This window comes from Flagellimonas olearia (assembly GCF_009184425.1).
Lineage (GTDB): Bacteria > Bacteroidota > Bacteroidia > Flavobacteriales > Flavobacteriaceae > Flagellimonas > Flagellimonas olearia.
The window spans coordinates 2,064,587-2,088,910 of record NZ_WELG01000001.1; the positions used below are offsets into that span (position 1 = coordinate 2,064,587).

Below are 24,324 nucleotides of genomic sequence, written 5' to 3' on the forward strand. Positions count from 1 at the left end.
ATCAATGTTGAATTCGGTATTGTCATTTCGAGCGCAGTCGAGAAATATCTGTATGGAGTTTCAATATCCATTCCTAAGGAGATTCTTCAGTCACTACGTTCCTTCAGAATGACAGAAACCACAAAACTATATTGGGAATTATGGTTTGTTTTTTGGAATTTTAGCAAATGCAGATCAGCATTATCATCCCCGCACACAACGAAGCAGCTTATCTAAAGGACTGTTTGGATTCTTTTGTGGCACAGACCCATGTTCCCGACGAGGTCATTGTGGTGGATGACAATTCATCGGACAATACCTACGCCATTGCTTCGGATTATGCAAAAAAGAACCCTTGGATCAAAGTAGTACAGCGACAATCGGTGGACGAGCACATCCCTGGAAAAAAAGTGGTGGATACGTTCAATTTTGGACTCCAGCATGCTTCGAACTATAATTTAATAGGCAAGTTCGATGCCGACATCATCCTGCCCCCTACCTATTTTGAATCCGTTTTGAATGCATTCCAGTCCAACTGGAAACTAGGTATGTGTTCTGGGTTGCTCTACATTAAAAAAGGGAATGGATGGGTCTATGAGAACATTGCGGACAAATCCCATATCCGTGGTCCCATAAAACTGTACCACAAGGCTTGTTTTGATAAAATGGGAGGTCTCCGCCCCGGTGTGGGTTGGGACACTGTGGACACCCTTTTGGCCAAATACCATGGTTTTGATACCCAAACCCTACCCCAACTGAAGGTAAAACACCTCCGGCCTACAGGGCATGGGTACAGCATCAAAAATTATCAGGCCAAGGGCGAAGCCCTATACAGAATGCGTTATGGTCTTGTGCTCACCAAGATTGCTGCTCTAAAAATGGCTTGGCAGGCCAAAAGTCCCAAACTGTATCTTCAAACCAAACTAGGTTATCTAAAGGCATTCTTCCAACGGCAAAAGCGTTATGTTTCCCAGGAAGAAGGTGTCTTTATCCGAAAGTACCGCTGGAACCTGGTCAGAAAAAAATTACTTTAAAACCTCCCCTATCGGCTTGCCCGTAGTCCCGTTGGGGAACGCAATGCCCAAAAGGGATGCAATGGTGGGGGCAATATCCGGTATTTCGGTACGGTTTACGGTACTGCCCTGTTTAATGCCCTTTCCATAGAGCAATAAAGGGGCGTGGGTATCGTAAATATGGGGCGATCCATGAGTAGAACCCGTTCTTCCGTAGGAAGCAAAACCAGGTCTGGGCACCATGAGCACATCTCCCGAACGTTTTTGGTTGTAGCCGTTCTGTAGAATGTACGGAATGCCATGGGTATAATCGCCCTCCCACATCTGGTGGCCCGTATATACTCTGAAAATACCATCATACCCCAACACTTCTTGGGCGATGATCTCTTCCGCATCGTCCAAGTCTATATCCAGATTGTTCAACACCTTATGATCCAAGAATATCTGATAATTGGAGATGTTCTTTATCACATCCGTGGTTCCAAACCTATATTTTAAAAATTCCATGAGCTGTTCGCGCATACCTCCCATATCCAAATACCCCGCAGGAATTTTTTGATCTTCCAAATAGGCAGGTACATTTATGGCCGCATGATCTGCGGTCAAGAAAACGGTATACTCACCTGCTCCCACCTTTTCATCCAAAGTAGCGAACAAACGGGCCAAATCACGATCCAATCTTAGGTAGGTATCTTGGATTTCCTTGGAATTCACCCCAAAAAAATGTCCAACATAATCCGTACTGGAAAAACTGATGGCCAAGAAATCCGTAATGGCATCCGCACCCAGATTTTCACCTTCCAAAGCTGCCAATGCAAAATCTGCTGTAATGCTATTGCCATAGGGGGTTACTCTTAACAAACCGAACTTACCATTGGCTTCCCAAAGTTTTGGAAGGTCATGGGGAAACGCGGTGTTGACCTCTCCATCAATCTTTCCCTCGTAAACGTTGTCATCCGTTCCACTCTGCACATAGGTTTCAATGGGTTTTAAGGTTTCCCATGGTTTTTTGTACGATTCAACTACATCCGAGGCATTAAAATCGTTTACCCATTGTGGTAGGGCATCCATGTAGTACGAACTAGTGATCCAGTTTCCTTGCTCCCCACCTTCAAACCAATAGGCCGCATTAGCCATATGACCTCCAGGAAGCACCGCTCCCCTATCCTTCAAGGCCACGGCAATCACCTTGCCCCTCTGTTGGGTGTGCAATCGCAATTGGTCGGTCACCGTAGTGGTAAGCATTCTGTGGGGTGACATTTGACCCGCATCTGAAGTGGTACCCACCGATTGGTAACTGTTGTCCCCCGCACAGTAGACTTCCTCGCCCGTTGTTTTATCGTACCAAGCATTTCCAATAATGCCATGGGTAGCCGGAGTGGTCCCCGTATATACGGAAGCATGGCCCGGGCCCGTACTGGTAGGCGCATAATTAAAATGATGGTTTTTGCAATTAAATCCTTCGTTTACCAATCTTTTAAAACCTCCTTCACCATATTGGTCCCAAAAACGGGTAAGATAGTCGTATCGCATTTGGTCCACCACAATTCCCACTACCAGTTTTGGTGATTGGGCAATGGGGGCTGGTGGTATCACAGCCACGACTTCATCTTTGTTTTTCTTTTTACGTTGACCGAAGGATACACCACCAATGCATAGCATTAGCAATACGATAACAAGACTGGTTTTTTTCATGGATTTTATTTCAAACGGATACAAAACTATTCATTTATATTTTTTAAAAATTTAATTCAAGGTTAAAAGCGTGACAATATTCTTATTTTTATGGCCGCAAGTCTATTTTTAGCACATGAACTACCTTGAAGCGATCGGGAAATACTTCATCATGATACGTGAAGTATTTAAAAAGCCTACCAAGTGGCCCATCATGAGGACCCTGATCCTAAAGGAAATCGATGAACTCATCTATGGCTCCATGGGCATCATCATTTTTATTTCCTTTTTTATTGGTGGGGTGGTCACCATACAAACTGCTTTGAACCTGAACAGTCCCTTTTTGCCCAAAAGCCTTATTGGGTTTGCTACCCGGCAATCTGTGATCTTGGAGTTTGCCCCAACCTTCACCTCCATTATTATGGCTGGTAAAGTGGGCTCCTACATTACTTCGAGCATTGGAACCATGCGGGTCACGGAGCAAATAGATGCATTGGATGTCATGGGGGTCAACTCCCTGAACTATTTGGTTTTTCCCAAGATCATTGCCATGCTCATGTACCCCTTTGCCGTGGCCATTTCCATGTTTGTGGGTATCTTGGGCGGATGGGTTGCCGCGGTTTTCGGTGGGTATGCCCCCAGCGGTGAGTTCATAAAAGGCTTGCAACTGGATTTTGATTCGTTCCACGTCACCTATGCCTTTATAAAGACCATTGTGTTCTCCTTTGTCATTGCCACATTACCATCATACCATGGTTTTTATATGAAGGGCGGTGCCTTGGAAGTGGGTAAGGCCAGTACCACCTCGTTCGTGTGGACCAGTGTGGTCATTATTATCCTGAATTATGTGCTAACACAATTGCTCCTGGGCTGATGATAGAAGTAGACAACATACACAAATCGTTTGGCGACAACCATGTTTTGAAAGGGATATCCACCCGTTTTGAACAAGGCAAGACCAATCTCATCATTGGGCAAAGTGGTTCGGGAAAAACGGTTTTCCTAAAATGTCTTTTAGGCCTTTTTGAACCTGAAGAGGGGAAAATCTGTTATAACGGTCGTGTCTATTCTGACCTTACCATGAATGAAAAGCGCGATCTTAGACAGGAAATGGGCATGGTATTCCAAGGAAGCGCTCTATTCGATTCCATGACCGTGGAAGGCAATGTCATGTTTCCTTTGGAAATGTTCACCAAACAGTCCAAAGCCGAGATGCAGGAACGTGTGGATTTTGTATTGAAACGGGTAAATCTCATTGATGCCCACACAAGATATCCATCAGAAATTTCCGGGGGGATGCAAAAAAGAGTGGCCATTGCCAGGGCCATCGTCATGAACCCCAAATACCTGTTCTGTGATGAGCCCAACTCAGGATTGGACCCTAAAACGGCCATCCTAATCGACAATTTGATCCAAGAAATTACCCAAGAATACAATATCACCACCATCATAAATACCCACGACATGAACTCGGTGATGGAAATTGGGGAAAAAATCCTCTTTTTAAAAGACGGTTACAAAGAATGGGAAGGCACCAATAAGGAAATCTTCAAAACAGACAACAAGGCGGTCACCGATTTTGTCTACTCCTCGGAACTCTTTAAAAAAGTGCGACAAATGTACCTGGAAGAACGTAATTAGTTCTTCAGATGTCAGACTACCGATATCGGATATCTGACTCCCAATATCTTAACCTAACCTTAATTTGTGCAGGTGGCTTTTATTGACTGAAAATTGCCAACTTTCAAAAAAAAAAAAAAACCAACCATGCCTCGTTTTACATTCATTCTTCTAGTCCTATTATCCGTTTCAATTTCTGTAGCCCAGGACAAACCCACCATTTATATTGATATTCCTACCCAGCAGAAACCTTGGAACCATATTGATTGGAACGCTTCGCCGGAACAATTTCAGTTTGCCATCGTTACGGACCGCACCGGCGGTCACAGACCTGGTGTTTTCCCCACTGGCGTAAAAAAGCTCAACCTTCTACAACCTGAGTTCGTGATGAGCGTTGGTGACCTTATAGAGGGCTATACGCGCGATACGGTACGGTTAAACCAAGAATGGAAGGAGTTCAATGGCTTTATTTCCCAATTGGAAGCTCCTTTCTTTTATGTGCCGGGCAACCATGACATCACCAACGAGGTCATGGAAAAGAAATGGAAAGAAATGTTCGGGGTGTCCTATTATCATTTTGTGTACAAAGATGTTCTATTTCTCTGTCTAAATTCAGAAGATAATATTCGTGGAGCCGGTAAAGGCACCATTGATGATGAACAATACGAATACATTAAAAAAGTACTGGAAGAAAATAAGGATGTAAAATGGACCCTTGCTTTTTTACACCAACCACTGTGGGTCCAAGAAGATACCAAGAGATGGAAAGATGTCGAGGAATTGCTACAGGGCAGACCCCATAATGTGTTTGCCGGGCACTATCACCGATATTGGAAAACACAAAGAAACAATGGGAAATATATCGCCTTGGCCACAACAGGTGGAGGCAGCGCATTGAGGGGCAAGGCGTATGGCGAATTTGACCATGTGGTTTGGGTCACCATGACCGAAGAGGGCCCTATCCTCGCCAATCTGTTCTTGGATGGCATTTGGGACGAAGATGTGGTTACCGAAGAATTGGTGGACCTCGTCAGGAACCAACCCTTCCCCGTTAAAATAGAACCGGTTTATGTTGATGACCAACATGCCAAAAACGTGGCAGGTAAGGTTCGGGCCACCAACAATTCCGATACTCGTATGCGGGTACGGCTTAAAGGTGTTTCCAATGATGATCTACTATATCAACTTGAACAGACCGACATCATAGTGGAACCCAATGATGTTACCGTTTTGGATTTGAACATTCAAAATGTTGACCAAAAAGCGTTGGAAGACCTATCCGCCATGCAAATTGAGGTCGATATCACCTACTTATTCGAAGGAAAGCCCAATGTGGAATTTTCATCCACTTTAAATTATCTACCCTTTTACAAATACTCTGTTGGGAAAGCCAAAAAAGTGAAGCTTGATGGTAATTTAAAGGAATGGCCCAAAGCTGATTGGAGCTCAGTGAAACAAATGGATGGCGCTCCTTTTGACTTTGATGGCCCATCCGACTTTGAAATGAAATTTGCCACAGCTTACGACGATGATTATTTCTATGTAGCGGTAGACCTCCAGGACAACGACCTTTATATTGATGAAGAAGCCTCCCATTCGGCCCAAGATGCCATTTTGATCGGTTTGGATGCAAGACCCATTCAGGCTAGCGCCTTTAACGCAGGTTCCGGGAGAGGAAGGGACTGGTTTGCCCTATTAAGGACTTTTAAGGAAAATGACCCGATTTACCGTGAAGATTTACTTCCTGAGGATGTAACGTCAGTCGTAAAAAAGACTGAAACAGGCGCTCAAATGGAAGTAGCCATACCTATAGCGTATCTAAACAAAATGTATGGAAGCACATGGTCCTCCTTGCGTTTGGGTGTGGGTTACTATGATTTTGATTCGGATGACGAAGGAGCCACCACACATTTCTGGTTTCCGGCATGGAATGGGAAAAATGATGTTCCAGGATCAGGAATGCTGTTCAAAGAGTAGTCTTTAGTCTACTTCTTTGATGACCAAGGTCGAGTCTTGAAGCCTCAGCTTCAACCAAGTCAATATTTTCTTGGTGTCCGCCTCCTTTTGGGAGTTTGCCACAGCCTTTTTCCATTGCACTTCAAAAACGGGGATGGTGTCCAATTTGTTGAAATCTGTCCGTAACTGATATGAGAACCCCAGCCCTGTTATGTTTTCGTAGTTGGCTTTGGCCTCGGCACTGATTTCCCTAAAGGGAATCTGCTTTCCAACATTCCGGGTCAGATTGGATACTTCTTCCTCCAGTAATCGGATTTGCTCATCCTTGTTCAACAATTCGGCCTTGTTCTTCTCATAAAGTTCACTTACATAATTGAACTTTTCCTGGGAATCGTCCTTACCTCCTTGAATGATGTGCAACTCGGCATCCTTTAGTCTGGAATATTGACTTTTTTGGGTTCTCCAGGTGTTCACCACATTTTCTGGAATAAGCTCATCGCCCATACAGACCAACTCTATCAATGGCGCTTCCCCATCATTATATTCCAATTTCGTCAAATTGTCCACATACCTTCCCGCTCCATTAAATTGATATACCTCGATGGTTTCCCTCAAAAATTCCTGTGCCTGTTTGGTAAAAAGGGATTCCTGAAACACTTGATAAAAGGTAAATCCCGCCGGAATCATCACCAAAATACCTGTGATGGAAGCCACCCTGGCGATAAACCTTCGCCTTTGCGAATTGGCGTAGCGCACCATGGGAAACCGTAAAAATTTGATGACCAAAAAAGTGGCCAACCCAATAAATATGGTATTGATGATAAAAAGATACATGGCCCCTGCGGCGTACCAAGGTTTACCAATGGCCAGACCAAAACCTACGGTACATAGAGGCGGCATAAGTGCAGTTGCAATGGCCACTCCAAATATCACACTGGCTATGGTACCTTTTTTGGCCCGTGCAATGACCAATGCCAATCCCCCAAAGAAAGCAATGAGCACATCGCGAATATCCGGTTTGGTGCGGGCCAACAACTCAGAAGACTCGTCCCGAAGCGGGAAGAGATAGAAAAACAGGAAAGCCGTAATCACACTCAACACCACCATTACGGTAAAATTTTTCAACGATCTTCGCAGGGTATCAATATCATTGATGGCCAAGGACATGCCCATCCCCAAGATGGGACCCATCAAGGGAGAAATCAACATGGCTCCGATAACCACTGCCGTAGAGTTGGCGTTCAACCCGATGGAGGCTATAAAAATGGAACAGATCAAAATCCATGAGGTATGCCCTTTAAAAGGGATATCCGCGGTAATGGATTCCTTGGTGGCCGCAGCATCCGTATTGGTCCGAATCTCCAAAAGTTCGGACAGGAACTTTCTGACACTTCCCAACAATCCTTTAAAATCTTTTTTTACATCCTCCCCACTATCATGTTGTGGGGGTGTAGCCCCTGCAAATTGATTTTCATCCATAAATTATGCAAACTGATCTCCAAACTTTTTCTTGACTTGTTCCAGTACTTTTTTGATATCCTGTTGTTTTTCCTTGGGATAAATCAACAGCACTTCTTCCTTATCCACAATGATATAATCCTCCAATCCATCAACCACAACAATCTTTCCCTTGGGAGAGCGAATCATATTTCCTTTGGCATTGTCCAAAAGGGTCTTGGCATTGATCACGGCATTGTCAGCATCATCCTTATCCAATTTATCATAGAGCGCACCCCAGGTACCTAGGTCGTTCCAATCAAAAGTGGCCGGTAAAGTATAAATGGATTTGGATTGTTCCAAGATAGCATAATCTATGGATATGTTTTCCGCCTTGGCGTAATTTTCTTGTATAAAATTCCGTTCCCCATCCGTGTTGTAAACAGAAACTCCATCTGCGAACAGCTTGTACTGGGTGGGCTGATATTCTTTAAAGGCATCCACAATGGTTTGCACGCTCCACATAAAAATACCTGCATTCCACAGGAAATTGCCTTGGGCCAAAAATTCCTTGGCCGTTTCATAATCGGGTTTTTCCCTGAATTGGGACACTTTTTTCACTTTTTGGTCACTGCCCTTTTCAAATTCGATATACCCAAAACCAGTGTTTGGAAATGTAGGTTGAATTCCCAAAGTGCAGAGCACTTGCTCCTTTTCACACTTTTGAAAGCAGTTGATGACGTCTTGTTCAAAAGCCTCTTCACCCTCAATCCAATGGTCACTCGGCGCCACGATCATCACGGCATTGGGGTTCATTTTTTGAATTTTCAGGGAAGCATATAAAATACAGGGAGCTGTATTACGCATAGCGGGCTCCAGAACTACTTGATCGGGTTTTACTTTTGGCAACTGCTCCAAAACCAAGTCGTTGTATCGCTCGTTCGTCAAAATCAGAATATTTTTGGTAGGTATAAACCGGTTCAAGCGATCAAAGGTTTTCTGGATCAAGGTCTTTCCAGAACCCAGCATATCATGGAATTGTTTGGGATGGTCCGTAGTACTCACGGGCCAAAACCGTGATCCCACACCTCCAGCCATTAATATTGCGTAATAATTCTGGTTCATTTTAATTTATTTCGTGTTGTCATTTCGAACGTATGTGAGAAATCCAAGAAACAATCAAATCGAGATTTCTCAATCGCTTTGCTCATTTCGAAATGACGTTATTTTCTTTTATATAAAAAAACTCAATTTGGAGTTATTGTTTACCTCTCAACTCCGCTCAAGGTGACAATTATTCTACCAACTCCACCTCAGCATTGGGTTGAAACAAATATAATCTGCCCGTGGCTAATTCCACGCACTCGTACCGCTTTACTTTTTTCTTTCCCTTTTTATACAATCTACCATTGTACAACCTAAATACGCTACCCATGGGCAACTCATACACATAGCTATGCTTTCGTTCCTCTACATCAAAAGCCTTAAGGGCAATGGACAAACGCGCATCTGTACTACTACTGGCCTTTGGGTTTTTAAAGTGATGGGCAATAATGGGCAACAACTGAGATGGAAACACCTCAGGTCTGATAAAAGGGACCATTAAATGCTGAAAAGTACGTTTCCATTCCTCGCCATGGGGTTTTATTCGGCGACCGTAGGTTTCAAAGGCAACCAAATGCGCTATCTCATGGACGAGTGTGATCAGAAACCGGTATTTATTGAGCGAGGCATTCACGGTAATCTGGTGGAGCCCATTGGGCATTCTTCGATAATCCCCATGTCGGGTAACCCTATGGCTTACAATTTTCAAATGCACACCATGGGTCTTGATCAACTCAAAACAAGGAGTCACGGCTCGTTCCGGCAAGTATTTTTGGAGGGTGGTTTCCACTGAGACAAATTTACAGGTTTGCCAGAGACCTCAGGTATCTCAAAAGACAATTCTAAAAGAATCCTTCCCATTAAGGTGTGCTATTACTTACCTGCAACAACTTCCCGTTGTACATTTTGTGCCCGGTCAAAGCAAACTCCTTAATATACAAAGCCATTTCCAATGCAGTTACGGGGGCTTGATAGCCCGGAAAGGCCTCTTCCAGCATCTCAGTCTGCACGGCACCCAAGGCCAGCACGTTAAAGCTAGGTCCCGTTTCCTTAAACTCCTCGGCCCAAAGTTCGGTCAGGGTAATGACCGCCCCCTTGCTGGAGCTATAGGCCGATAGTCCGGGAAACTTTACACTGCCCTGTACCCCACCCATGGAACTGATAGTGACCACATGGCCTGTCTTGCCCATGTTGGGAAGCACCTTTTTGGTCATCTCGGCCACGCCGAACACGTTTACTTTGTAAACGGCCTCAAATTCCTCTGGAGTGATGTCCAAAAAAGGTTTATTCAACAGACGCCCGGCATTGTTGATTAGGACGTCCACGGACCCCCACTGTTTTAGGAATTCATCCACTTTATCAAAATCCAATGGGTTTCCCAAATCAAAAGAAAAGGCATGGACATTGGGAAGTTTTAAATCAGTAATGGGTTGGGCGTTTCTGGACAATGCCAATACCCGATGCCCTTCTTGGGCAAACAGTTTGACCAATTCAAAACCAATTCCCCTGCTTGTTCCTGTAATGATGATGTTTGCCATAAATTTCATGATTTATCATTCCCTCAAAAACGGGAATCCAAAAAAATATAGATTTCTCACCCCTAAAAGGGGATTCGAAATGACATTCTATTCTGCTACTTGTATTTCTTGGGTAGGTGCGTTGGCAATTCCCTCCAAAACAGGAATGGATTTGTTCACCAAGTTTGCCATATGTTCAAAATCCATGATATCTACCTCATCCCCTACTTTGTGATAATGGTCAAAGTTGGTGAAATCAAAGGTGCAAAACGTGTGAGAAGGCACTCCAAACTCTTTGTGGAACGGATAGTTATCGGACCGTTGAAAGAGATTGTACTCTTTGGCCGTTGGTAAAAATCCAATCAGCTTTTCCTTGGCATAGGTGTTGCACACCTCGGCAAGATTGGAGTTGTCATAACCCGTGATATACATGAAATAGTCCTTCCCTACCAAAGGCACCCCGGTCATTTCAAAATTGAGCATGGCATACAGGTTCAGATTCTGTTCCTTCAATTTTTTGGCCAGATGTTCAGACCCCAACAGTCCTTTTTCCTCTGCACTGAAGAGGGCAAAAATCAGGCTTCGCTTGTTACTTTTCTTGGTACCAAAGTATCGGGCCAATTCTATCACCGAAGCTGTTCCTGAGGCATTGTCATTGGCCCCGTTGGCAATCCCGTCCCCATTTTCAGGTGCAACGGTCCCTATGTGATCATAATGGGCACCGATGACAATATATTCGTTCTTCAATGTAGGGTCATTGCCTTCAACAACTCCAACAATATTATAGGCTGGAGCCTCAAAATTGGCCAAGGTATCGCGATACGATTCAAAATAGGAAGCCACTCCATACGAACCAAAATAATCTTCGATATACTTTGCGGCCATCTCTATCCCTTCGCTTCCAGAATCCCTTCCCTGTAACTCATCCGAGGCCAGAAAGTTCATAATGGACCCAATCCTGTCTGCATTGGAGAATGTCTCTGAACCTTTTTTTGGCAAAGCAGTCAATGATTCTGCGGATGCTGCCGTACTTGCCCGTGAAGCAGGAGATGCCAAGGTGGTGGTTTCCTGTATCTGGGTAGAACCACAGCTGAGCACCAATAGGGAAACAAAAGTGTATAAAATGGACTTCATTGTTTTCGTTTTTTGAATTTTCTAAAGATAAAAAAAGCATCCTTAAAAGGATGCTTCTTTATATTGGTATGCTTTTTATTACTTCAAAAAGGCACTATGCCAACATGGTCACAGGGTTTTCCAAATAAGCCCTCAAGGTTTGAAGGAATTGGGCCCCTGTAGCTCCGTCCACGGTTCTGTGGTCGCAGGCCAAAGTAATCTTCATGGTACTTCCTGCTACAATCTCCCCATTTTTCACCACGGGTTTGTCCACAATGGCCCCAACGGATAAAATGGCCGAATTGGGTTGGTTGATGATAGAGGTAAATTCCAATATTCCGAACATTCCCAAGTTGGAAACGGTAAAGGTGCTCCCTTCCATTTCATCGGGCTTGATCTTCTTGTTACGGGCCCTACCGGCCAAATCTTTAACGGCTACTCCTAGTTGGGTCAAGGAAAGTTGATCCGCAAACTTGATTACGGGAACCACAAGACCTTCATCCACCGCTACGGCTACCCCCATATGTACATGGTGTTTGTATACCGTGGTATCCCCGTTCCATGAGGTATTTACCTGTGGATGTTTTTTCAAAGCCATGGCACAGGCTTTCAACACCATATCGTTGAACGACACTTTAGTGTCGGGCAGATTGTTGATCTGTGTACGCGAAGCTTTGGCATTGTCCATATCCACCTCAATGGTAAGGTAGTAATGCGGTGCAGAGAATTTGGACTCGCCCAAACGCTTGGCTATTACCTTACGCATGGTTGAATTCTTCACCTCTTCCATGCTCTCCTCACCAACAGGCAAGCTAATTGGTGCAACAGGCGCAGATGCCTCAGCTGTTTTTTCAACGGCCGGCGCGGCTGTTTTGGAAGGTTGGAAGTTTTCCACATCCTTCTTCACAATTCTTCCGCCATCGCCAGAACCTTTCACCTGGGCTAGGTCAATTCCTTTGTCTCCTGCTATTTTCTTGGCCAATGGAGACGCAAAAATGCGTTGTCCGTTTGGCGCGGCAACCACTTCTTCTTTTGTGGTTTCCTCTTCTTTTGTTTGTTCTTGTTGGGCTTCCGCTTTTGGGGCAGTGGCAGTGGCACCTCCACCAGATTGTGCTTTCAACACGGCATCTACATCAGTTCCTTCCGGGCCAATAATGGCCAAAAGCGAATCTACAGGAGCTCCCTCTCCTTCTTGAATACCAATATGCAACAAGGTTCCGGAGTAGAAAGACTCAAACTCCATGGTAGCCTTATCGGTTTCGATTTCGGCCAAGATATCACCCTCTTCCACAGTATCACCCACCTTTTTCAACCAACTGGCCACGGTACCCTCCTCCATGGTATCACTCAATCGGGGCATGGTAATGATCTCTACGCCTTCTGGCAAAGCCGCAGGCTCACTTGCCGTTTGGGCAGGTGCAGAGGCTTCGGTTTGGGCCTCAGGAGCTGCTTTTTCTTCTTGTGGAGCAGCACCTCCATTGAGCAGGGCAGAAATGTCCTCACCTTCCTCTCCAATAATGGCCAAAAGTGAATCAACCGGTGCACCATCCCCTTCTTCAATTCCAATATGGAGCAGGGTTCCTTCATGAAAGGATTCAAATTCCATGGTGGCCTTATCGGTTTCTATTTCGGCCAAAATATCGCCTTCTTCCACTTTGTCGCCTACTTTCTTGAGCCACTTTGCCACAGTACCTTCCTCCATGGTATCACTCAATCTGGGCATGTTGATTACTTCTGCCATCTACTTATAATTTATGTTGTAAAAATGGATAGTCTTCTTGTTCGTAAACCATATCGTACAATTGTTCTTTTGGCGGGAAATCTGATTCCTCTGCGAATTTTTCACATTCGGAAACCAAATTCTTCACTCTTTTGTCAATTGCCTTGATCTCCTCCTCAGTGGCATATCCTTTTTCAAGAATAACATCCTTTACCTGGGTTATGGGATCTATTTTTTTGTACTCTTCTACCTCTTCCTTGGTTCTGTAGTGTTGTGCATCTGACATGGAATGTCCACGGTAGCGGTATGTTTTCATTTCCAAGAAAGTAGGGCCTCCTCCTGTTCTGGCACGCTCCACAGCCTTGTCCACTTCCTTGGCCACAATGGAAGGATCCATTCCGTCAACAGGACCACAGGGCATCTCATAGCCCAATCCCAGTTTCCAGATTTCAGTGGAGTATGATGTTCTGGCCACAGAAGTTCCCATGGCATACCCATTGTTTTCACAGATGAAAACTACGGGCAGCTGCCATAACATGGCCAAGTTGAATGCTTCGTGCAAGGAACCTTGACGCACAGCACCATCGCCCATATAACACAAGGTGACGGAATCCCTATTAAAATATTTATCGCCAAAGGCCAATCCAGCTCCCAAAGGAATCTGTCCCCCAACAATACCATGTCCACCATAGAACCGGTGTTCCTTGGAGAAAATGTGCATGGATCCCCCCATACCTTTGGAGGTTCCGGTTACTTTTCCGTATAGCTCCGCCATAACACGTCTTGGATCAACTCCCATACCTATAGGTTGAACGTGGTTACGGTACGCGGTGATCATTCTGTCCTTGGTAAGGTCCATAGCGTGCAAAGACCCCGCCAAAACGGCTTCCTGCCCATTGTACAAATGCAGGAATCCACGAACTTTTTGCTGGATATATACAGCGGCCAATTTGTCCTCGAACTTTCTCCAGAACAACATGTCCTCATACCATTTCAAGTAAACTTCTTTGGTGATTTTTTTCATCAACGATACAATTATGTGAAATTCCCCTGTGGTGGGGAGGAGCAAAAATACATATATATCTGTTTTGGAAAAAGTATTGGTTTAAGAATCGCTCAAAAATGAGCTATTGAAGGCCAATGGCAAAATATCTGCCATGGAGGTACATTTGTAGACAGGGCCTTTTTCCGCCTTCATCAAAAGGGTTATGGGCGATTTTTGTTTTTGTTCGTATTCCATGATGGATTGCCTGCAATTACCACATGGGGCGGCGGGCATTTGAAGCACATGGTCTTGGGACGCAGCACTGATGGCCACTGCCTTAAAGGCCACTCCGGGATATTTTGCGCCAGCCTGGAACACCGCCACACGCTCCGCACACAGGCCTGATGGATATGAAGCATTTTCCTGGTTGTTTCCTATGACCACCTCCCCGTTTTCCAACAAAACGGCTGCTCCCACATTAAACCTTGAGTACGGTGCATAGGCATTTTCACGGGCCTGTTCAGCCATGTGCAACAATTTTTGTTCGTTTTGTGACAACTCAGAAGTGTCCTCAAAAACCAAAAGTTCAAATCCTATCTGTCTTTTTTTCATTTTGACCCATGGGTGTTTCCCAAAAATAAGAAAACCTGTCCATGGACAGGTTTTTCTTCTATGTTATGTATGGTTTGATCAATCATTATAAAACTCTTCCCCAAAATTAAAGGTAAGCGAGAAACGCAATGTGTTTTCCAAGGGGTTCTTCACTTGGGAGGTAGAGAACAAGTATGATAAATCTATTTGTGCTGTTTTAAACTTGAATCCGGCCCCCAACGTAAAAAACTTTCTGGAGCCTTTTTCCTGACTTTCATTAAAATATCCACTTCGGAGCATAAAAGTTTCCCTAAATCGGTACTCTGCCCCGAGCGCCCAAGTAATTTCCTTGAGTTCTTCGCTAAAACCATCGGGAGCATCCCCGAAGGATTCAAAAATCCCGCTAAAGAAACTAATGTTCTGGTATTCATCATTATCTTCCGCGGTAATGACACCGTCCCCGTTGAAATCCCTAGGGGTAGGTACCAACAATTTGTTGAACTCCGTGCTCAATGCCAACACATTGTCTTGGTCGAAGATAAAATCGAATCCTCCCCCAAACTTAAGATTGGTGGGCAAAAAGTTTTCCTGACCGCCTTCATCATATTGAAGGGACCCTCCTATATTGGATATATTGAATCCACCTCTCCAGCGTCCATCGAAACTTTCATAGGCAATTTCCCTGGAACGGAAAAAACCGGAAATATCGACCGCAAAGGCATTGGCCGCCCGGGAATCTTGTGTACCATCCTGAAATCTAAGATTGGAGCTGATGAACCTACCTCCCACAGCCATGGAAAATGTCTGGCTGAGTTTTAGGGCATAGGTCCCATCAATGGCAAATTCATTGGGTTTTACCAAGGTTGGATTCTCATCTATGGTCTGCCGGAGCTCTATTTCCCCCAATCCAAAATATCGGATACTGAAGGCAAAGGCACTTCGCTCATTGAGCTTATTGTAAAAATTGGCGTTCAAAAGGGACACATCGTTGACAATGCTTTCCAAATAAGGGGTATAACTGATTCCGACACCGGTCTTTTGGGTCGCAAATGCGTACTTGGCAGGGTTCCATTGTTGTGAATAGGCATCGACTGAAGTTGCCACCCCCATATCTCCCATACCCGATGCGCGAGCATCCGCGGCTATGGTCAAAAATGGAACGGCCGTAGTGATTACCCTTTCCTGCTGTGCTTTCACACATGGGGCCATAGCAAGCAACACCACCACTGTAAGTAACTTTTTCATTCTTGTCTTTTAGTGCTTAGAAAAGATTTGAGGTTTCTAGCTATTAACATATTACATGTGTAAACGGGTTTTTGACCAAATTCGTGTGATCGTACCCGCTTTTTTTACTTCAACGTTCCACTAAAAGTATACATTAAAGTATTATTACAGGTCTACGATTGTATAAAACCGTTAAAACTCGGTGACATCCATACTATTTTGGCAGAGCATGCGTTAAAAAAGTGTAGCAAAGGCGAACAACGTCCTTGTCACAATTATTTTAAGAGCGCAAAATATTATGGCAAAAACATCGTTTTAAGCCATTGTAAGGATTAAAATAATCAAAACCAGTTGAAGTAGCTGAAGGCAAAAAGCCTTAATTTTTAAAGTACTCAAGCCCAAATTATGAAAAAACACTTTATTAAAGTTGTACTTTCTTCCGCCGTTGTGATGGCAAGTTTTTCAAGTTGTAAAAACTCTTCATCCTCTTCAAAGAATGTATCCAGAGCCACGGGATGGAAAATAAATGCCAAGGAAGGAGGTTTTCAATACAATTCGGATTTCAAGGAGCAGGAAACTCCTCCGGGAACCGTATTCGTTGAAGGTGGAACCTTTACCAAAGGAAAGGTACAGGACGATATCATGCATGATTGGAACAATACGCCCACGCAACAGCACGTGCAATCGTTCTACATGGATGAAACCGAGGTGACCAATGTAATGTACCTCGAGTACTTGGATTATCTGAAAGCGGTATACCCGCCGGACAATCCCAACTACGCCAACATCTACAAAGGGGCATTGCCCGATACCTTGGTCTGGAGAAACCGATTGGGCTTTAACGAGACCATGACCAACAACTACCTGAGGCACCCGGCCTATGCCGAGTATCCTGTGGTTGGGGTAAACTGGGTACAGGCTTCCCAATATGCCGAGTGGAGGACCGATAGGGTCAACGAGGTCATGTTGGAACGGGAAGGCTATCTGGCAGACGATGCCAAATACAAAGTATTGAACGGCGAAATAGGTGGTACGTTCAGCACAGAGGCTTACTTGAACAATCCTGAATCCGTGTACGGTGGTCAGATAGACTCCTTACAAGGAAAACAAAAGCGTGATTCCATCAATGCCTTCGCCAAAAGAAGTAGCGGGGTGATCATGCCCGAGTACAGGCTTCCCACCGAAACCGAATGGGAATATGCCGCACAGGCCCTTGTTGGGACCAGAGAGTACAATAACTACAGAGGTAGAAAAAAATATCCTTGGGAAGGGGACTACACCCGAAACGGTCAGCGTGTAGGTCGTGGAGACCAGTTGGCCAACTTTAAGCAAGGAAAAGGGGATTACGGCGGTATTGCCGGTTGGTCCGATGACGGTGCAGACATCACCGCCCAAGTAAAATCATACAAACCCAACGATTTTGGTCTATACGACATGGCCGGTAACGTGAGCGAGTGGGTGGCCGATGTATACCGTCCCATTGTGGATGACGAGATCAGCGACTTTAACTACTACCGTGGAAACGTCTTCATGAAAAAGGCCATAGGTGAGGATGGAAAAGTAGAGATCCTTGAGGACCAAATCGTATATGACACTTTGCCCAACGGTAAAATTGTGGCCGTAAACCTTCCCGGAGAGATCAAGGAAGTACCGGTTGGCGAGGAAGAAACGTATCTAAGGACCAACTTTGACCATAGCGACAACCGTGGTTATCGTGATGGTGACCCAGGTTCTTCAAGATTCTTCCAAAGGTTCAGCGATGAATCCGATAACAGAAAAATGTACGATTCGCCAAAGCATAAGGTAGAGCGTGATTCCACCGGAAACCTTATCCGTCAGTACGACACCTCCAACTACAGGACTTCATTGATCAATGATGAGGTACGGGTATACAAAGGAGGTTCGTGGAGAGACCGTGCTTTCTGGTTGGATCCCGCACAACGAAGATATTTGCCTCAATATATGGCTACGGATGACATCGGGTTCAGATGTGCCATGTCTAGGGTTGGATCTAAATCCAAGTCCAAGAACAAGAGTGTGAGGCACAAGAAAGCAAAATAATAATAGCTAGAGTATTTTTAAAAGGCCCTGACGTTTAGTTGGGGCTTTTTTTTATCTTCGATTTATGACAATGAAACAGCTTCACGAGCTCTTTTTGGAGCATCCCGTTATCTGTACGGACACGCGAAAGATAACCAAAGACTGCCTGTTCTTCGCGCTCAAGGGACCCAACTTCAACGGCAATGCCTTTGCCAAAGATGCCTTGAAAAAAGGAGCCGCCTATGCCATAATTGACGAGGAGGAGTTCAACGCTTCTGGCCAATACATCCTCTGCCAAAACGTACTGGAAACCCTCCAGGAACTGGCCCTGTACCACCGAAAACAGAGCAAGGCCCGCATCATTGGGCTTACCGGGAGCAATGGCAAGACCACGACCAAGGAGCTCATCAATGCCGTGCTCTCCAAAACATATAGGACCATTGCCACCCAGGGCAACCTGAACAACCATATTGGTGTGCCCCTCACCCTTTTGTCCATTACGGACGATACAGAGATTGCCATTGTGGAAATGGGGGCCAACCACAAAAAGGAAATCGCTTTTTTGAGCAACATCGCCCAGCCGGATTTTGGCTATATCACCAATTTTGGAAAGGCCCACCTCGAAGGTTTTGGCAGCGTGGAAGGCGTTATCGAGGGAAAAAGTGAGCTGTACGACCATTTAATGGCCAACGACAAGTACATTTTTATGAATGCCGATGACCCCATACAAGTGGAAAAATTGGGCAGCTACGTAAAAAAGATGGGCTTTAGCACCGAGGACCACCAGTATTACAACATCCAATATATGGGGGCCAACCCCTATGTGGTCTTGGAGGCCGAAGGCACCCGAATGGAGACCCAACTCATTGGAAAATATAATTTTCCCAATTGCTGTGCCGCCATTGTGATGGGCAAATACTTTAATGTGCCGCTGGAGGACATCAAGGCGGCCTTGGAAGCCTACGCCCCGCAGAACAACCGCTCGCAGATCATGGAAAAGAATGGCCACCACATTATCTTGGATGCCTACAACGCCAACCCTACCAGCATGCGGGCCGCCTTGGAAAATTTTAACCTGATGGAGGCCCCAAACAAGGTGCTGATCATTGGCGATATGTTTGAACTGGGCGAAACGGCCACGGAAGAACACCAAGCCATTGCCGATCTGACCGCCGGGCTGGATTTTGGCTCCGTGTATCTGGTGGGCGAAAACTTCTTTGGCACCACAACCGCTTTGAACACCTACCGATCGTTTGATGACCTAAAGCAGCATCTGGCTAAAAACCCCTTGCCCACAGGCACCTTGTTGATCAAGGGATCGCGGGGCATGGCCTTGGAACGGGTGTTGGAGATACTGTAGTAAACCCAGCATTCATTCGAACTTTATATAATGTCGCTATTTCTTCACTAGGTGGATAAGGGGATATTCCTGAAGAATCTCCAATCAAAACGGAAATTCCCCGGTTGGCGACCATTGTGGTCCTTCCGACTTAAACACACGCTCTTTAAAAGGCGATGCGATGTAAAAAGGAACGGATGGCACCAAAACGTTTTGAATGTATTCTTGGTAAGAAGTAAAGGCCGAGTAGTTTTCGGCCGCGCCTTGTTTTATTTCAAAAGATTTGTTTGCAAACATCGAGGTGACCGCTTCAGGAAATAACCCTTCAGGTATTTCAGGTATGACCGGATTCGCGTTTTGACCATCAAAAATAAATTCCATTTTAACTGATGGATTTTCCGGTGTAAGCATTCCAGTTCCTGAACTTGTACCAGCTAAACGAAGACGGCCAACTTCAAAATTGGGCAACCCCGTAAAGCTTAGTTGCTGATTGATGAAACTATAATCGACAGCTGCATTAGGTACGGTAATCACGGCCGGTATGGTACCGGCACCTTCAAAGGTATAGTTCAACAACTGACCCGAGTACGTAGTATAGTCAAACACATCCGGAAAAATATATTCATTGGTATATGAACCACCAGGCCCGATGTAGTCCGAATAGAGCAAATGGCCACTTCTGGCACGGTACATAGCCTCATTTTCGTACCCGGTGATTTTAACCAATGTATTTTGATATGTTCGATTTAGTTCAAAGCTATTGGTTAACACATTGGTATTGGTAAAATCCTCTGGAACCAAGGATGTTCTAGTTTGTAAGTCACTAATAAGTGCCCATTGATAGCTATTCTCAATATTTGAATTAAAATAACTAATGAATGTATTGTTCGTTCCCAAATCATTGCTGAACTTCGTGGAGACATGACCCGAAAATTCACCGTTGACATAAATCAGTGAATTCCAAGGCCCCGAAGCTCTCATTTGGTATCCATTCTCAAAAAAAGGCACAGCAATATTTAGTGCTGCCGGGGAAAGCCCTCCGGACTTTTGATTTAAATTGATTTCATCACCAAGCATGTTCAACGTAAGATTGTTGTATACATAAAAGGTGAATATAGTATTGTTAAAGTCCTCGATAAAGGAAATTGTAAACTCCGTATCAGGATTCACCGCTTCCATGGTGCAAAATGACATTGTTTCAATTTCGCCGGAGTCGTGCGTTTTGCTATCCATATAGTTTCCATCTTTATCCGAGATCACCACATGCACCTTCTCAACACTCTTCCTCATAAAGTCATTCGGAAAGTTAATTCTAAAGAACTGGTTAGAAAGGGTAATGGCAATAGAGTCTTTTGAGACATTACCCGAGGCATCCTCCATGGTGAATTTTAGATTTCCCGTACCCGTTGGCAATACTTTTGGGTTCAACAAGAAAGTGAAGTCGGTCGTATTTGCTTTTTCCAACAGCAATAGATCATCTAGATACACCTGAAGTCGTTCAAGGCTTGTACCCAAGTCCGTTATGTTTGGTTGTACTTGGATTTCATTACAGATCACTTCATTATCGGAGATATTGTCCAGCCTAAGAATGGGACCTTCATTATCTATCTTTACAGGAAAGGTTTTGGTTCCTATAACTTTCCCATCGGCATAGGCATCAACCTTTAAACTATACTCACCGTCCTCATAATCCTGCGTCTCAATTTTTATGGTATAAGGTGGTGCATTGAATTGATCAACTATCCCATTATCCAAAAAAACCACCAAACTGGATATAGCTTCGGCCCCCTTTACCGTGATGGTAATTTCATCGGATGTAATGACATTATCACTTTCAATATTCAGTTCAATGAGAACATTCTGATCTACCTCCTTCTCTTCCCCATTCGGAGAATCCTCATTCGTGCATGCAATCAATAAAAAAAGGGTCAGGATGTACAGGATTTGCTTTTTGATCATGTTCTTTTGGATTTTCACCTAGACTATTCGGTAACTGTGCGTAGGTCCTTACAATTTTAAGTCAAAAAAACAACTTTGGCAACATCCATTTAGGGCAATATTCATCACGATTTTAACCGCCTATAAAAAACAGGTGCCCACAAAGCCCAGGGAGCACCAACGCAACCTACGGTTCACCAAAAGTGTTCTTGGCATCCCTTGCCCAAGGGCACCTTGCTGATCAAGGGATCACGGGGCATGGCCTTGGAACGGGTGTTGGAGTTGCTATAAATCTATCGTTGGTGAACTATGCCAACGCTCCCGTATAACCTTCAGTTATCGGTTTGGTTTACTTTGTTTTTATATTCATTTATTATTTCATCATCCCACACTTGAGCTTCTATGTATTTGTCATATTTTAAACTTTCTTGGGTTTGGGATTTTTCTTCTGTTGGAAGTCCATACGCATTGATCAGATCACTGATCTCACTCAACAAAAAAACCTGTCCATTACAGTTCTTTCTATACGTTGCCAGTTTTGGTTGGTCATAAAATTGAAATGAAACCATACTGTCTGGATAGGTAAAACTGATGTGGTCAGATCTAAAGTCGGTCAATGGTATTTTTATTACCCCAGGGTTTTCATACCAAGATTTTGCCCAATCACATTCGCCTAAAGTAAAATAGAAAGGGTCGTCCCTATTTGGTTTTCCACCTTTAGAGATAAATTGTTTTTTAATCCTTTTCTCCAGCGAAAACCTCAGAGCCATATAGTTGTCCGGCCTTTTGCTGTTAAACCCTTTGGATATTTTATTTTGAATGCTTTCCGCTTTTCCCAACCCGTGCTCCGTGATATTTCTAAATGGCCCATTGTCACGTTCGTAATAATGGAACAAAAATTTAGGGGTGTTCATATTTTTCTTAAATAAAGCTTACGCTCTCGGCCATAGGTTTTTGTGTGCTCTCAATTACTTATAGCCAATGTTGGCAACTGGCTTTTTTTCATTATGATTTTTTCCCTTTAAGTAAAGCATAAATTGCCATTGCGTGACCGTGTCCGAGTTCAAATTCTTGTTTTAACCAATCTGTTATTTGAGTTGCTTTTACTCCGTCTTTAATCTTACCGTTTTCAGTAAATCCTTTTTTTTCGGCTAGCTCTTTAAAATCAGCGGGTGATTTTCCTGTTTTTGCTTGAATATTATCAAGATATGCTTGAAATGACATATTAATTTGATTTATTAAGTTTATGAAATGAAATGTATGATGCGATTAAAATACCTAAAAATATAAGAGGAAAAAATGATTGAAAATCCATTCCGTCTATTGCAAAATGACTGATACTTGCAAAGATAAAGTCAAATGCAAAACCTGCATAAGCCCATTCCTTAATTCGTTTTGGTACTTGCGGAATGATTAATGTCAATGCTCCAAGTATTTTGAAAACAACCAAAGCATTGCCAAAATATTCAGGATAACCTAAATGTCTTATTCCCTCTTTTGCAATTTCAGTTTGTGAGGTTAAAGCGGGCATTACTCCTTCCATTATAAAAATGATAACAGTAGTTGTCCAAAAGATAATTTTGTTTGTTTTAGTCGATGTCATAGTTCACTTTGTAAATTTTATAATTATTTGATTAGTTCGTTTATTTTTTCAGCTTGTTGCCAACTTGTTTATATAAGCATAAAACACATCCATACACCCCAAAAACGGAATACAACCGATGTATTTGTTACGCTTTTAATCTTACTTGGTCGAGACAATTAATTCCCTTGCATCCACATCCAACACTTTTGCTATTTCTACCAATGTTTCAAGAGAAGGTTGCACATCATTGGTACACCATCTAGACACAGTAGCGGTATTCTTGTCCAACTTCCCAGCCAACCATTTATTGGTCCTTCCTTGCTCTGCTAAAACAACTTTAAGTCGATTAATTACTTTTTTAGCCACTTTTATTGCCTTTAGGTTAAATCTATTTGTGAATTAAACAAATTTAATCGATTGAACAAGAAACAATTATTGATGTAAAACACACTTTTAATTGTTATTTACATCATTTAGTTTGTTTCAAAAAACTTTTTATTATATTTTTAAATCAATATTTATTGACTTTATATGCAAATAATTCAGAAGCCATGAGCAAAACCTACACCAAATCCGACCTAGAACAGATCATAGGCCTACAGTTGGAGAGCCTTCAGATCCTTCAAAAAGCAATGGACCGCCTACAACTGCGCAACGAGCGTTTGGTACGGGACAACCTAAAATTACGGGACAAGATCGCGGAATACGAGTAAAAAAATACCCGAAGAACATCGGGCGGTAACGGCCAAGGGGCCAAAGAAAGTGGGATATACTGGATTCGAACCAGTGACCTCTGCCCTGTCAAGGCAGCGCTCTAAACCAACTGAGCTAATATCCCAATAAAGACTTTTTGGAACCAACTATCCCCATAGCAAGCTAATGGGTATTTGGCCGGTTCTTATTTTGACCTAAAGGTCAAAAACCTAATTTCTGTTATTTAGATTCCCGTTTGCACGGGAATGACAATTTTATCGGAAACCCCGCAGCAAGCCGCGAGGAATTCTTTTCGATTAAAAAGCGGTGCAATATCGGAAAAATTGTTACCAATCCCCATATTCCGCAGAATTCTTTTGCGTTTCGTGCAGGGTAATGTGCAACAATTGGCCTTGGGCCAGTTTGGGCTTTAAAATATCGTAGATCACCTTCACAAAATACTCCGTGGTGGGCAGCAGGTCCGCAAACTCGGGGCAGTCCTCGTTCAGGTTCTTATGGTCAAAGCGTTCCTCCACTTCCGCCCGGATCAATTCGCCCAGTACGGCCAGGTCCATCACAAAGCCCGTGTCCGGGTCCACCTCTCCCCTGATCCGCACCTCAAGGTCAAAATTGTGCCCGTGATAGTTGGGGCTGTTGCATTTGCCAAACATGGCAATGTTCTTCTCTTGGCTCCATTTGGGATTGTGGAGCCGGTGCGCTGCATTGAAATGGGCCTTTCTACATATTGTCGCAATCATACCGCAGATCATTTTAACAAAGGGATGCATCAAAAAAT

The 24,324-nt window shown here is 43.8% G+C and carries 23 protein-coding genes and 1 tRNA gene; 7 read left to right on the forward strand and 17 right to left on the reverse strand.

Going from position 1 to position 24,324, the window contains the following annotated elements; genetic code table 11:
- The first annotated feature begins 167 nt into the window (after window positions 1-167).
- Window positions 168-1,013: a glycosyltransferase family 2 protein gene (locus F8C76_RS09155; RefSeq protein WP_152131379.1), complete on the forward strand. Its 846-nt coding sequence runs from the start codon at window positions 168-170 to the stop codon at window positions 1,011-1,013.
- Here F8C76_RS09155 and pafA read toward each other — a convergent pair.
- The gene (pafA, locus tag F8C76_RS09160) at window positions 1,005-2,687 is read right to left on the reverse strand and encodes an alkaline phosphatase PafA (protein WP_152131380.1); all 1,683 of its coding nucleotides are present in this window, start codon (window positions 2,685-2,687) and stop codon (window positions 1,005-1,007) included. The genes F8C76_RS09155 and pafA overlap by 9 nt on opposite strands.
- Before the next feature lie 115 nt (window positions 2,688-2,802).
- Here pafA and F8C76_RS09165 point away from each other — a divergent pair, with 115 nt between their 5' ends.
- From F8C76_RS09165 to F8C76_RS09175, 3 genes are all read left to right on the forward strand, one after another.
- Entirely contained in the window at window positions 2,803-3,540 is a 738-nt protein-coding gene (locus F8C76_RS09165; protein WP_116218634.1) for an MlaE family ABC transporter permease, read from the forward strand.
- Window positions 3,540-4,307: an ABC transporter ATP-binding protein gene (locus F8C76_RS09170; RefSeq protein ID WP_152131381.1), complete on the forward strand. Its 768-nt coding sequence runs from the start codon at window positions 3,540-3,542 to the stop codon at window positions 4,305-4,307. The genes F8C76_RS09165 and F8C76_RS09170 overlap by 1 nt, the downstream gene beginning before the upstream one ends.
- Window positions 4,308-4,433: 126 nt before the next feature.
- Window positions 4,434-6,263 carry a metallophosphoesterase gene (locus tag F8C76_RS09175; protein WP_152131382.1) on the forward strand — a complete coding sequence of 610 codons (1,830 nt, stop codon included), beginning with the start codon at window positions 4,434-4,436 and terminating at the stop codon, window positions 6,261-6,263.
- Between the two features lie 3 nt (window positions 6,264-6,266).
- Here the strand turns inward: F8C76_RS09175 and F8C76_RS09180 are convergent, their stop codons facing one another.
- The 9 genes from F8C76_RS09180 to porV form a co-directional block, all read right to left on the reverse strand.
- Complete coding sequence (locus tag F8C76_RS09180; RefSeq protein ID WP_152131383.1) at window positions 6,267-7,721, reverse strand: DUF389 domain-containing protein; 1,455 nt, start codon at window positions 7,719-7,721, stop codon at window positions 6,267-6,269.
- Window positions 7,722-7,724: 3 nt separating this feature from the next.
- Window positions 7,725-8,804 carry a mannose-1-phosphate guanylyltransferase gene (locus F8C76_RS09185; RefSeq protein WP_152131384.1) on the reverse strand — a complete coding sequence of 360 codons (1,080 nt, stop codon included), beginning with the start codon at window positions 8,802-8,804 and terminating at the stop codon, window positions 7,725-7,727.
- A gap of 169 nt (window positions 8,805-8,973) precedes the next feature.
- The gene (locus F8C76_RS09190; RefSeq protein ID WP_152131385.1) at window positions 8,974-9,573 is read right to left on the reverse strand and encodes a SprT-like domain-containing protein; all 600 of its coding nucleotides are present in this window, start codon (window positions 9,571-9,573) and stop codon (window positions 8,974-8,976) included.
- 70 nt (window positions 9,574-9,643) lie between these two features.
- Window positions 9,644-10,321, reverse strand: coding sequence for an SDR family NAD(P)-dependent oxidoreductase (locus tag F8C76_RS09195; RefSeq protein ID WP_152131386.1), 678 nt, complete (start codon window positions 10,319-10,321; stop codon window positions 9,644-9,646).
- Between the two features lie 87 nt (window positions 10,322-10,408).
- Window positions 10,409-11,434: a M28 family metallopeptidase gene (locus F8C76_RS09200; RefSeq protein ID WP_152131387.1), complete on the reverse strand. Its 1,026-nt coding sequence runs from the start codon at window positions 11,432-11,434 to the stop codon at window positions 10,409-10,411.
- Window positions 11,435-11,528: 94 nt separating this feature from the next.
- A complete protein-coding gene (locus F8C76_RS09205) occupies window positions 11,529-13,154 on the reverse strand; it encodes a dihydrolipoamide acetyltransferase family protein (protein ID WP_152131388.1) in 1,626 nt (541 codons plus the stop codon).
- Between the two features lie 4 nt (window positions 13,155-13,158).
- Window positions 13,159-14,157: a pyruvate dehydrogenase (acetyl-transferring) E1 component subunit alpha gene (gene pdhA, locus F8C76_RS09210; protein ID WP_129653294.1), complete on the reverse strand. Its 999-nt coding sequence runs from the start codon at window positions 14,155-14,157 to the stop codon at window positions 13,159-13,161.
- An 81-nt stretch (window positions 14,158-14,238) separates the two neighbouring features.
- A complete protein-coding gene (cdd, locus tag F8C76_RS09215; RefSeq protein WP_152131389.1) occupies window positions 14,239-14,730 on the reverse strand; it encodes a cytidine deaminase in 492 nt (163 codons plus the stop codon).
- A 78-nt stretch (window positions 14,731-14,808) separates the two neighbouring features.
- Window positions 14,809-15,954 carry a type IX secretion system outer membrane channel protein PorV gene (gene porV, locus F8C76_RS09220; RefSeq protein WP_152131390.1) on the reverse strand — a complete coding sequence of 382 codons (1,146 nt, stop codon included), beginning with the start codon at window positions 15,952-15,954 and terminating at the stop codon, window positions 14,809-14,811.
- 384 nt (window positions 15,955-16,338) lie between these two features.
- Between porV and gldJ the strand changes: the two genes are divergently transcribed.
- Window positions 16,339-17,994, forward strand: coding sequence for a gliding motility lipoprotein GldJ (gene gldJ / locus F8C76_RS09225; RefSeq protein WP_152131391.1), 1,656 nt, complete (start codon window positions 16,339-16,341; stop codon window positions 17,992-17,994).
- Window positions 17,995-18,058: 64 nt separating this feature from the next.
- A complete protein-coding gene (locus F8C76_RS09230; protein WP_152131392.1) occupies window positions 18,059-19,333 on the forward strand; it encodes a UDP-N-acetylmuramoyl-tripeptide--D-alanyl-D-alanine ligase in 1,275 nt (424 codons plus the stop codon).
- Window positions 19,334-19,417: 84 nt separating this feature from the next.
- Here F8C76_RS09230 and F8C76_RS09235 read toward each other — a convergent pair whose 3' ends face one another.
- The 5 genes from F8C76_RS09235 to F8C76_RS09255 form a co-directional block, all read right to left on the reverse strand.
- Window positions 19,418-21,271 carry a hypothetical protein gene (locus F8C76_RS09235; RefSeq protein WP_152131393.1) on the reverse strand — a complete coding sequence of 618 codons (1,854 nt, stop codon included), beginning with the start codon at window positions 21,269-21,271 and terminating at the stop codon, window positions 19,418-19,420.
- Between the two features lie 311 nt (window positions 21,272-21,582).
- Window positions 21,583-22,164 (reverse strand): hypothetical protein, encoded by a 582-nt coding sequence (locus tag F8C76_RS09240; RefSeq protein ID WP_152131394.1) that lies wholly within the window; start codon window positions 22,162-22,164, stop codon window positions 21,583-21,585.
- 91 nt (window positions 22,165-22,255) lie between these two features.
- Window positions 22,256-22,474 (reverse strand): DUF4287 domain-containing protein, encoded by a 219-nt coding sequence (locus tag F8C76_RS09245; protein ID WP_152131395.1) that lies wholly within the window; start codon window positions 22,472-22,474, stop codon window positions 22,256-22,258.
- Between the two features lies 1 nt (window position 22,475).
- The gene (locus F8C76_RS09250; RefSeq protein WP_152131396.1) at window positions 22,476-22,853 is read right to left on the reverse strand and encodes a DoxX family protein; all 378 of its coding nucleotides are present in this window, start codon (window positions 22,851-22,853) and stop codon (window positions 22,476-22,478) included.
- Between the two features lie 141 nt (window positions 22,854-22,994).
- Window positions 22,995-23,201, reverse strand: a complete 207-nt coding sequence (locus F8C76_RS09255) for a helix-turn-helix transcriptional regulator (RefSeq protein ID WP_152131397.1) — start codon at window positions 23,199-23,201, stop codon at window positions 22,995-22,997.
- Between the two features lie 185 nt (window positions 23,202-23,386).
- Between F8C76_RS09255 and F8C76_RS18715 the strand changes: the two genes are divergently transcribed.
- Entirely contained in the window at window positions 23,387-23,548 is a 162-nt protein-coding gene (locus F8C76_RS18715; protein WP_161594437.1) for a hypothetical protein, read from the forward strand.
- 50 nt (window positions 23,549-23,598) lie between these two features.
- Here the strand turns inward: F8C76_RS18715 and F8C76_RS09260 are convergent.
- Together F8C76_RS09260 and F8C76_RS09265 are read right to left on the reverse strand one after the other, a co-directional pair.
- Window positions 23,599-23,673 (reverse strand) — tRNA-Val (locus tag F8C76_RS09260).
- Between the two features lie 202 nt (window positions 23,674-23,875).
- A complete protein-coding gene (locus F8C76_RS09265; RefSeq protein ID WP_116218652.1) occupies window positions 23,876-24,286 on the reverse strand; it encodes a 6-pyruvoyl trahydropterin synthase family protein in 411 nt (136 codons plus the stop codon).
- Between the last annotated feature and the right edge of the window lie 38 nt (window positions 24,287-24,324).

What these genes read in the sequence shown, in the direction of transcription:
- F8C76_RS09180 (WP_152131383.1), bottom strand. Translation starts at nt 7,721, where the DNA reads ATGGATGAAAATCAATTTGCAGGGGCTACACCCCCACAACATGATAGT.
- F8C76_RS09245 (WP_152131395.1), bottom strand. Translation starts at nt 22,474, where the DNA reads ATGTCATTTCAAGCATATCTTGATAATATTCAAGCAAAAACAGGAAAA.
- pdhA (WP_129653294.1), bottom strand. Translation starts at nt 14,157, where the DNA reads ATGAAAAAAATCACCAAAGAAGTTTACTTGAAATGGTATGAGGACATG.
- F8C76_RS09170 (WP_152131381.1), top strand. Translation starts at nt 3,540, where the DNA reads ATGATAGAAGTAGACAACATACACAAATCGTTTGGCGACAACCATGTT.
- gldJ (WP_152131391.1), top strand. Translation starts at nt 16,339, where the DNA reads ATGAAAAAACACTTTATTAAAGTTGTACTTTCTTCCGCCGTTGTGATG.
- cdd (WP_152131389.1), bottom strand. Translation starts at nt 14,730, where the DNA reads ATGAAAAAAAGACAGATAGGATTTGAACTTTTGGTTTTTGAGGACACT.
- F8C76_RS09195 (WP_152131386.1), bottom strand. Translation starts at nt 10,321, where the DNA reads ATGGCAAACATCATCATTACAGGAACAAGCAGGGGAATTGGTTTTGAA.
- F8C76_RS09240 (WP_152131394.1), bottom strand. Translation starts at nt 22,164, where the DNA reads ATGAACACCCCTAAATTTTTGTTCCATTATTACGAACGTGACAATGGG.
- F8C76_RS09175 (WP_152131382.1), top strand. Translation starts at nt 4,434, where the DNA reads ATGCCTCGTTTTACATTCATTCTTCTAGTCCTATTATCCGTTTCAATT.
- F8C76_RS09185 (WP_152131384.1), bottom strand. Translation starts at nt 8,804, where the DNA reads ATGAACCAGAATTATTACGCAATATTAATGGCTGGAGGTGTGGGATCA.
- pafA (WP_152131380.1), bottom strand. Translation starts at nt 2,687, where the DNA reads ATGAAAAAAACCAGTCTTGTTATCGTATTGCTAATGCTATGCATTGGT.
- F8C76_RS09250 (WP_152131396.1), bottom strand. Translation starts at nt 22,853, where the DNA reads ATGACATCGACTAAAACAAACAAAATTATCTTTTGGACAACTACTGTT.
- F8C76_RS09205 (WP_152131388.1), bottom strand. Translation starts at nt 13,154, where the DNA reads ATGGCAGAAGTAATCAACATGCCCAGATTGAGTGATACCATGGAGGAA.
- F8C76_RS18715 (WP_161594437.1), top strand. Translation starts at nt 23,387, where the DNA reads ATGAGCAAAACCTACACCAAATCCGACCTAGAACAGATCATAGGCCTA.
- F8C76_RS09230 (WP_152131392.1), top strand. Translation starts at nt 18,059, where the DNA reads ATGACAATGAAACAGCTTCACGAGCTCTTTTTGGAGCATCCCGTTATC.
- F8C76_RS09235 (WP_152131393.1), bottom strand. Translation starts at nt 21,271, where the DNA reads ATGATCAAAAAGCAAATCCTGTACATCCTGACCCTTTTTTTATTGATT.
- F8C76_RS09165 (WP_116218634.1), top strand. Translation starts at nt 2,803, where the DNA reads ATGAACTACCTTGAAGCGATCGGGAAATACTTCATCATGATACGTGAA.
- F8C76_RS09265 (WP_116218652.1), bottom strand. Translation starts at nt 24,286, where the DNA reads ATGATTGCGACAATATGTAGAAAGGCCCATTTCAATGCAGCGCACCGG.
- F8C76_RS09200 (WP_152131387.1), bottom strand. Translation starts at nt 11,434, where the DNA reads ATGAAGTCCATTTTATACACTTTTGTTTCCCTATTGGTGCTCAGCTGT.
- porV (WP_152131390.1), bottom strand. Translation starts at nt 15,954, where the DNA reads ATGAAAAAGTTACTTACAGTGGTGGTGTTGCTTGCTATGGCCCCATGT.
- F8C76_RS09155 (WP_152131379.1), top strand. Translation starts at nt 168, where the DNA reads ATGCAGATCAGCATTATCATCCCCGCACACAACGAAGCAGCTTATCTA.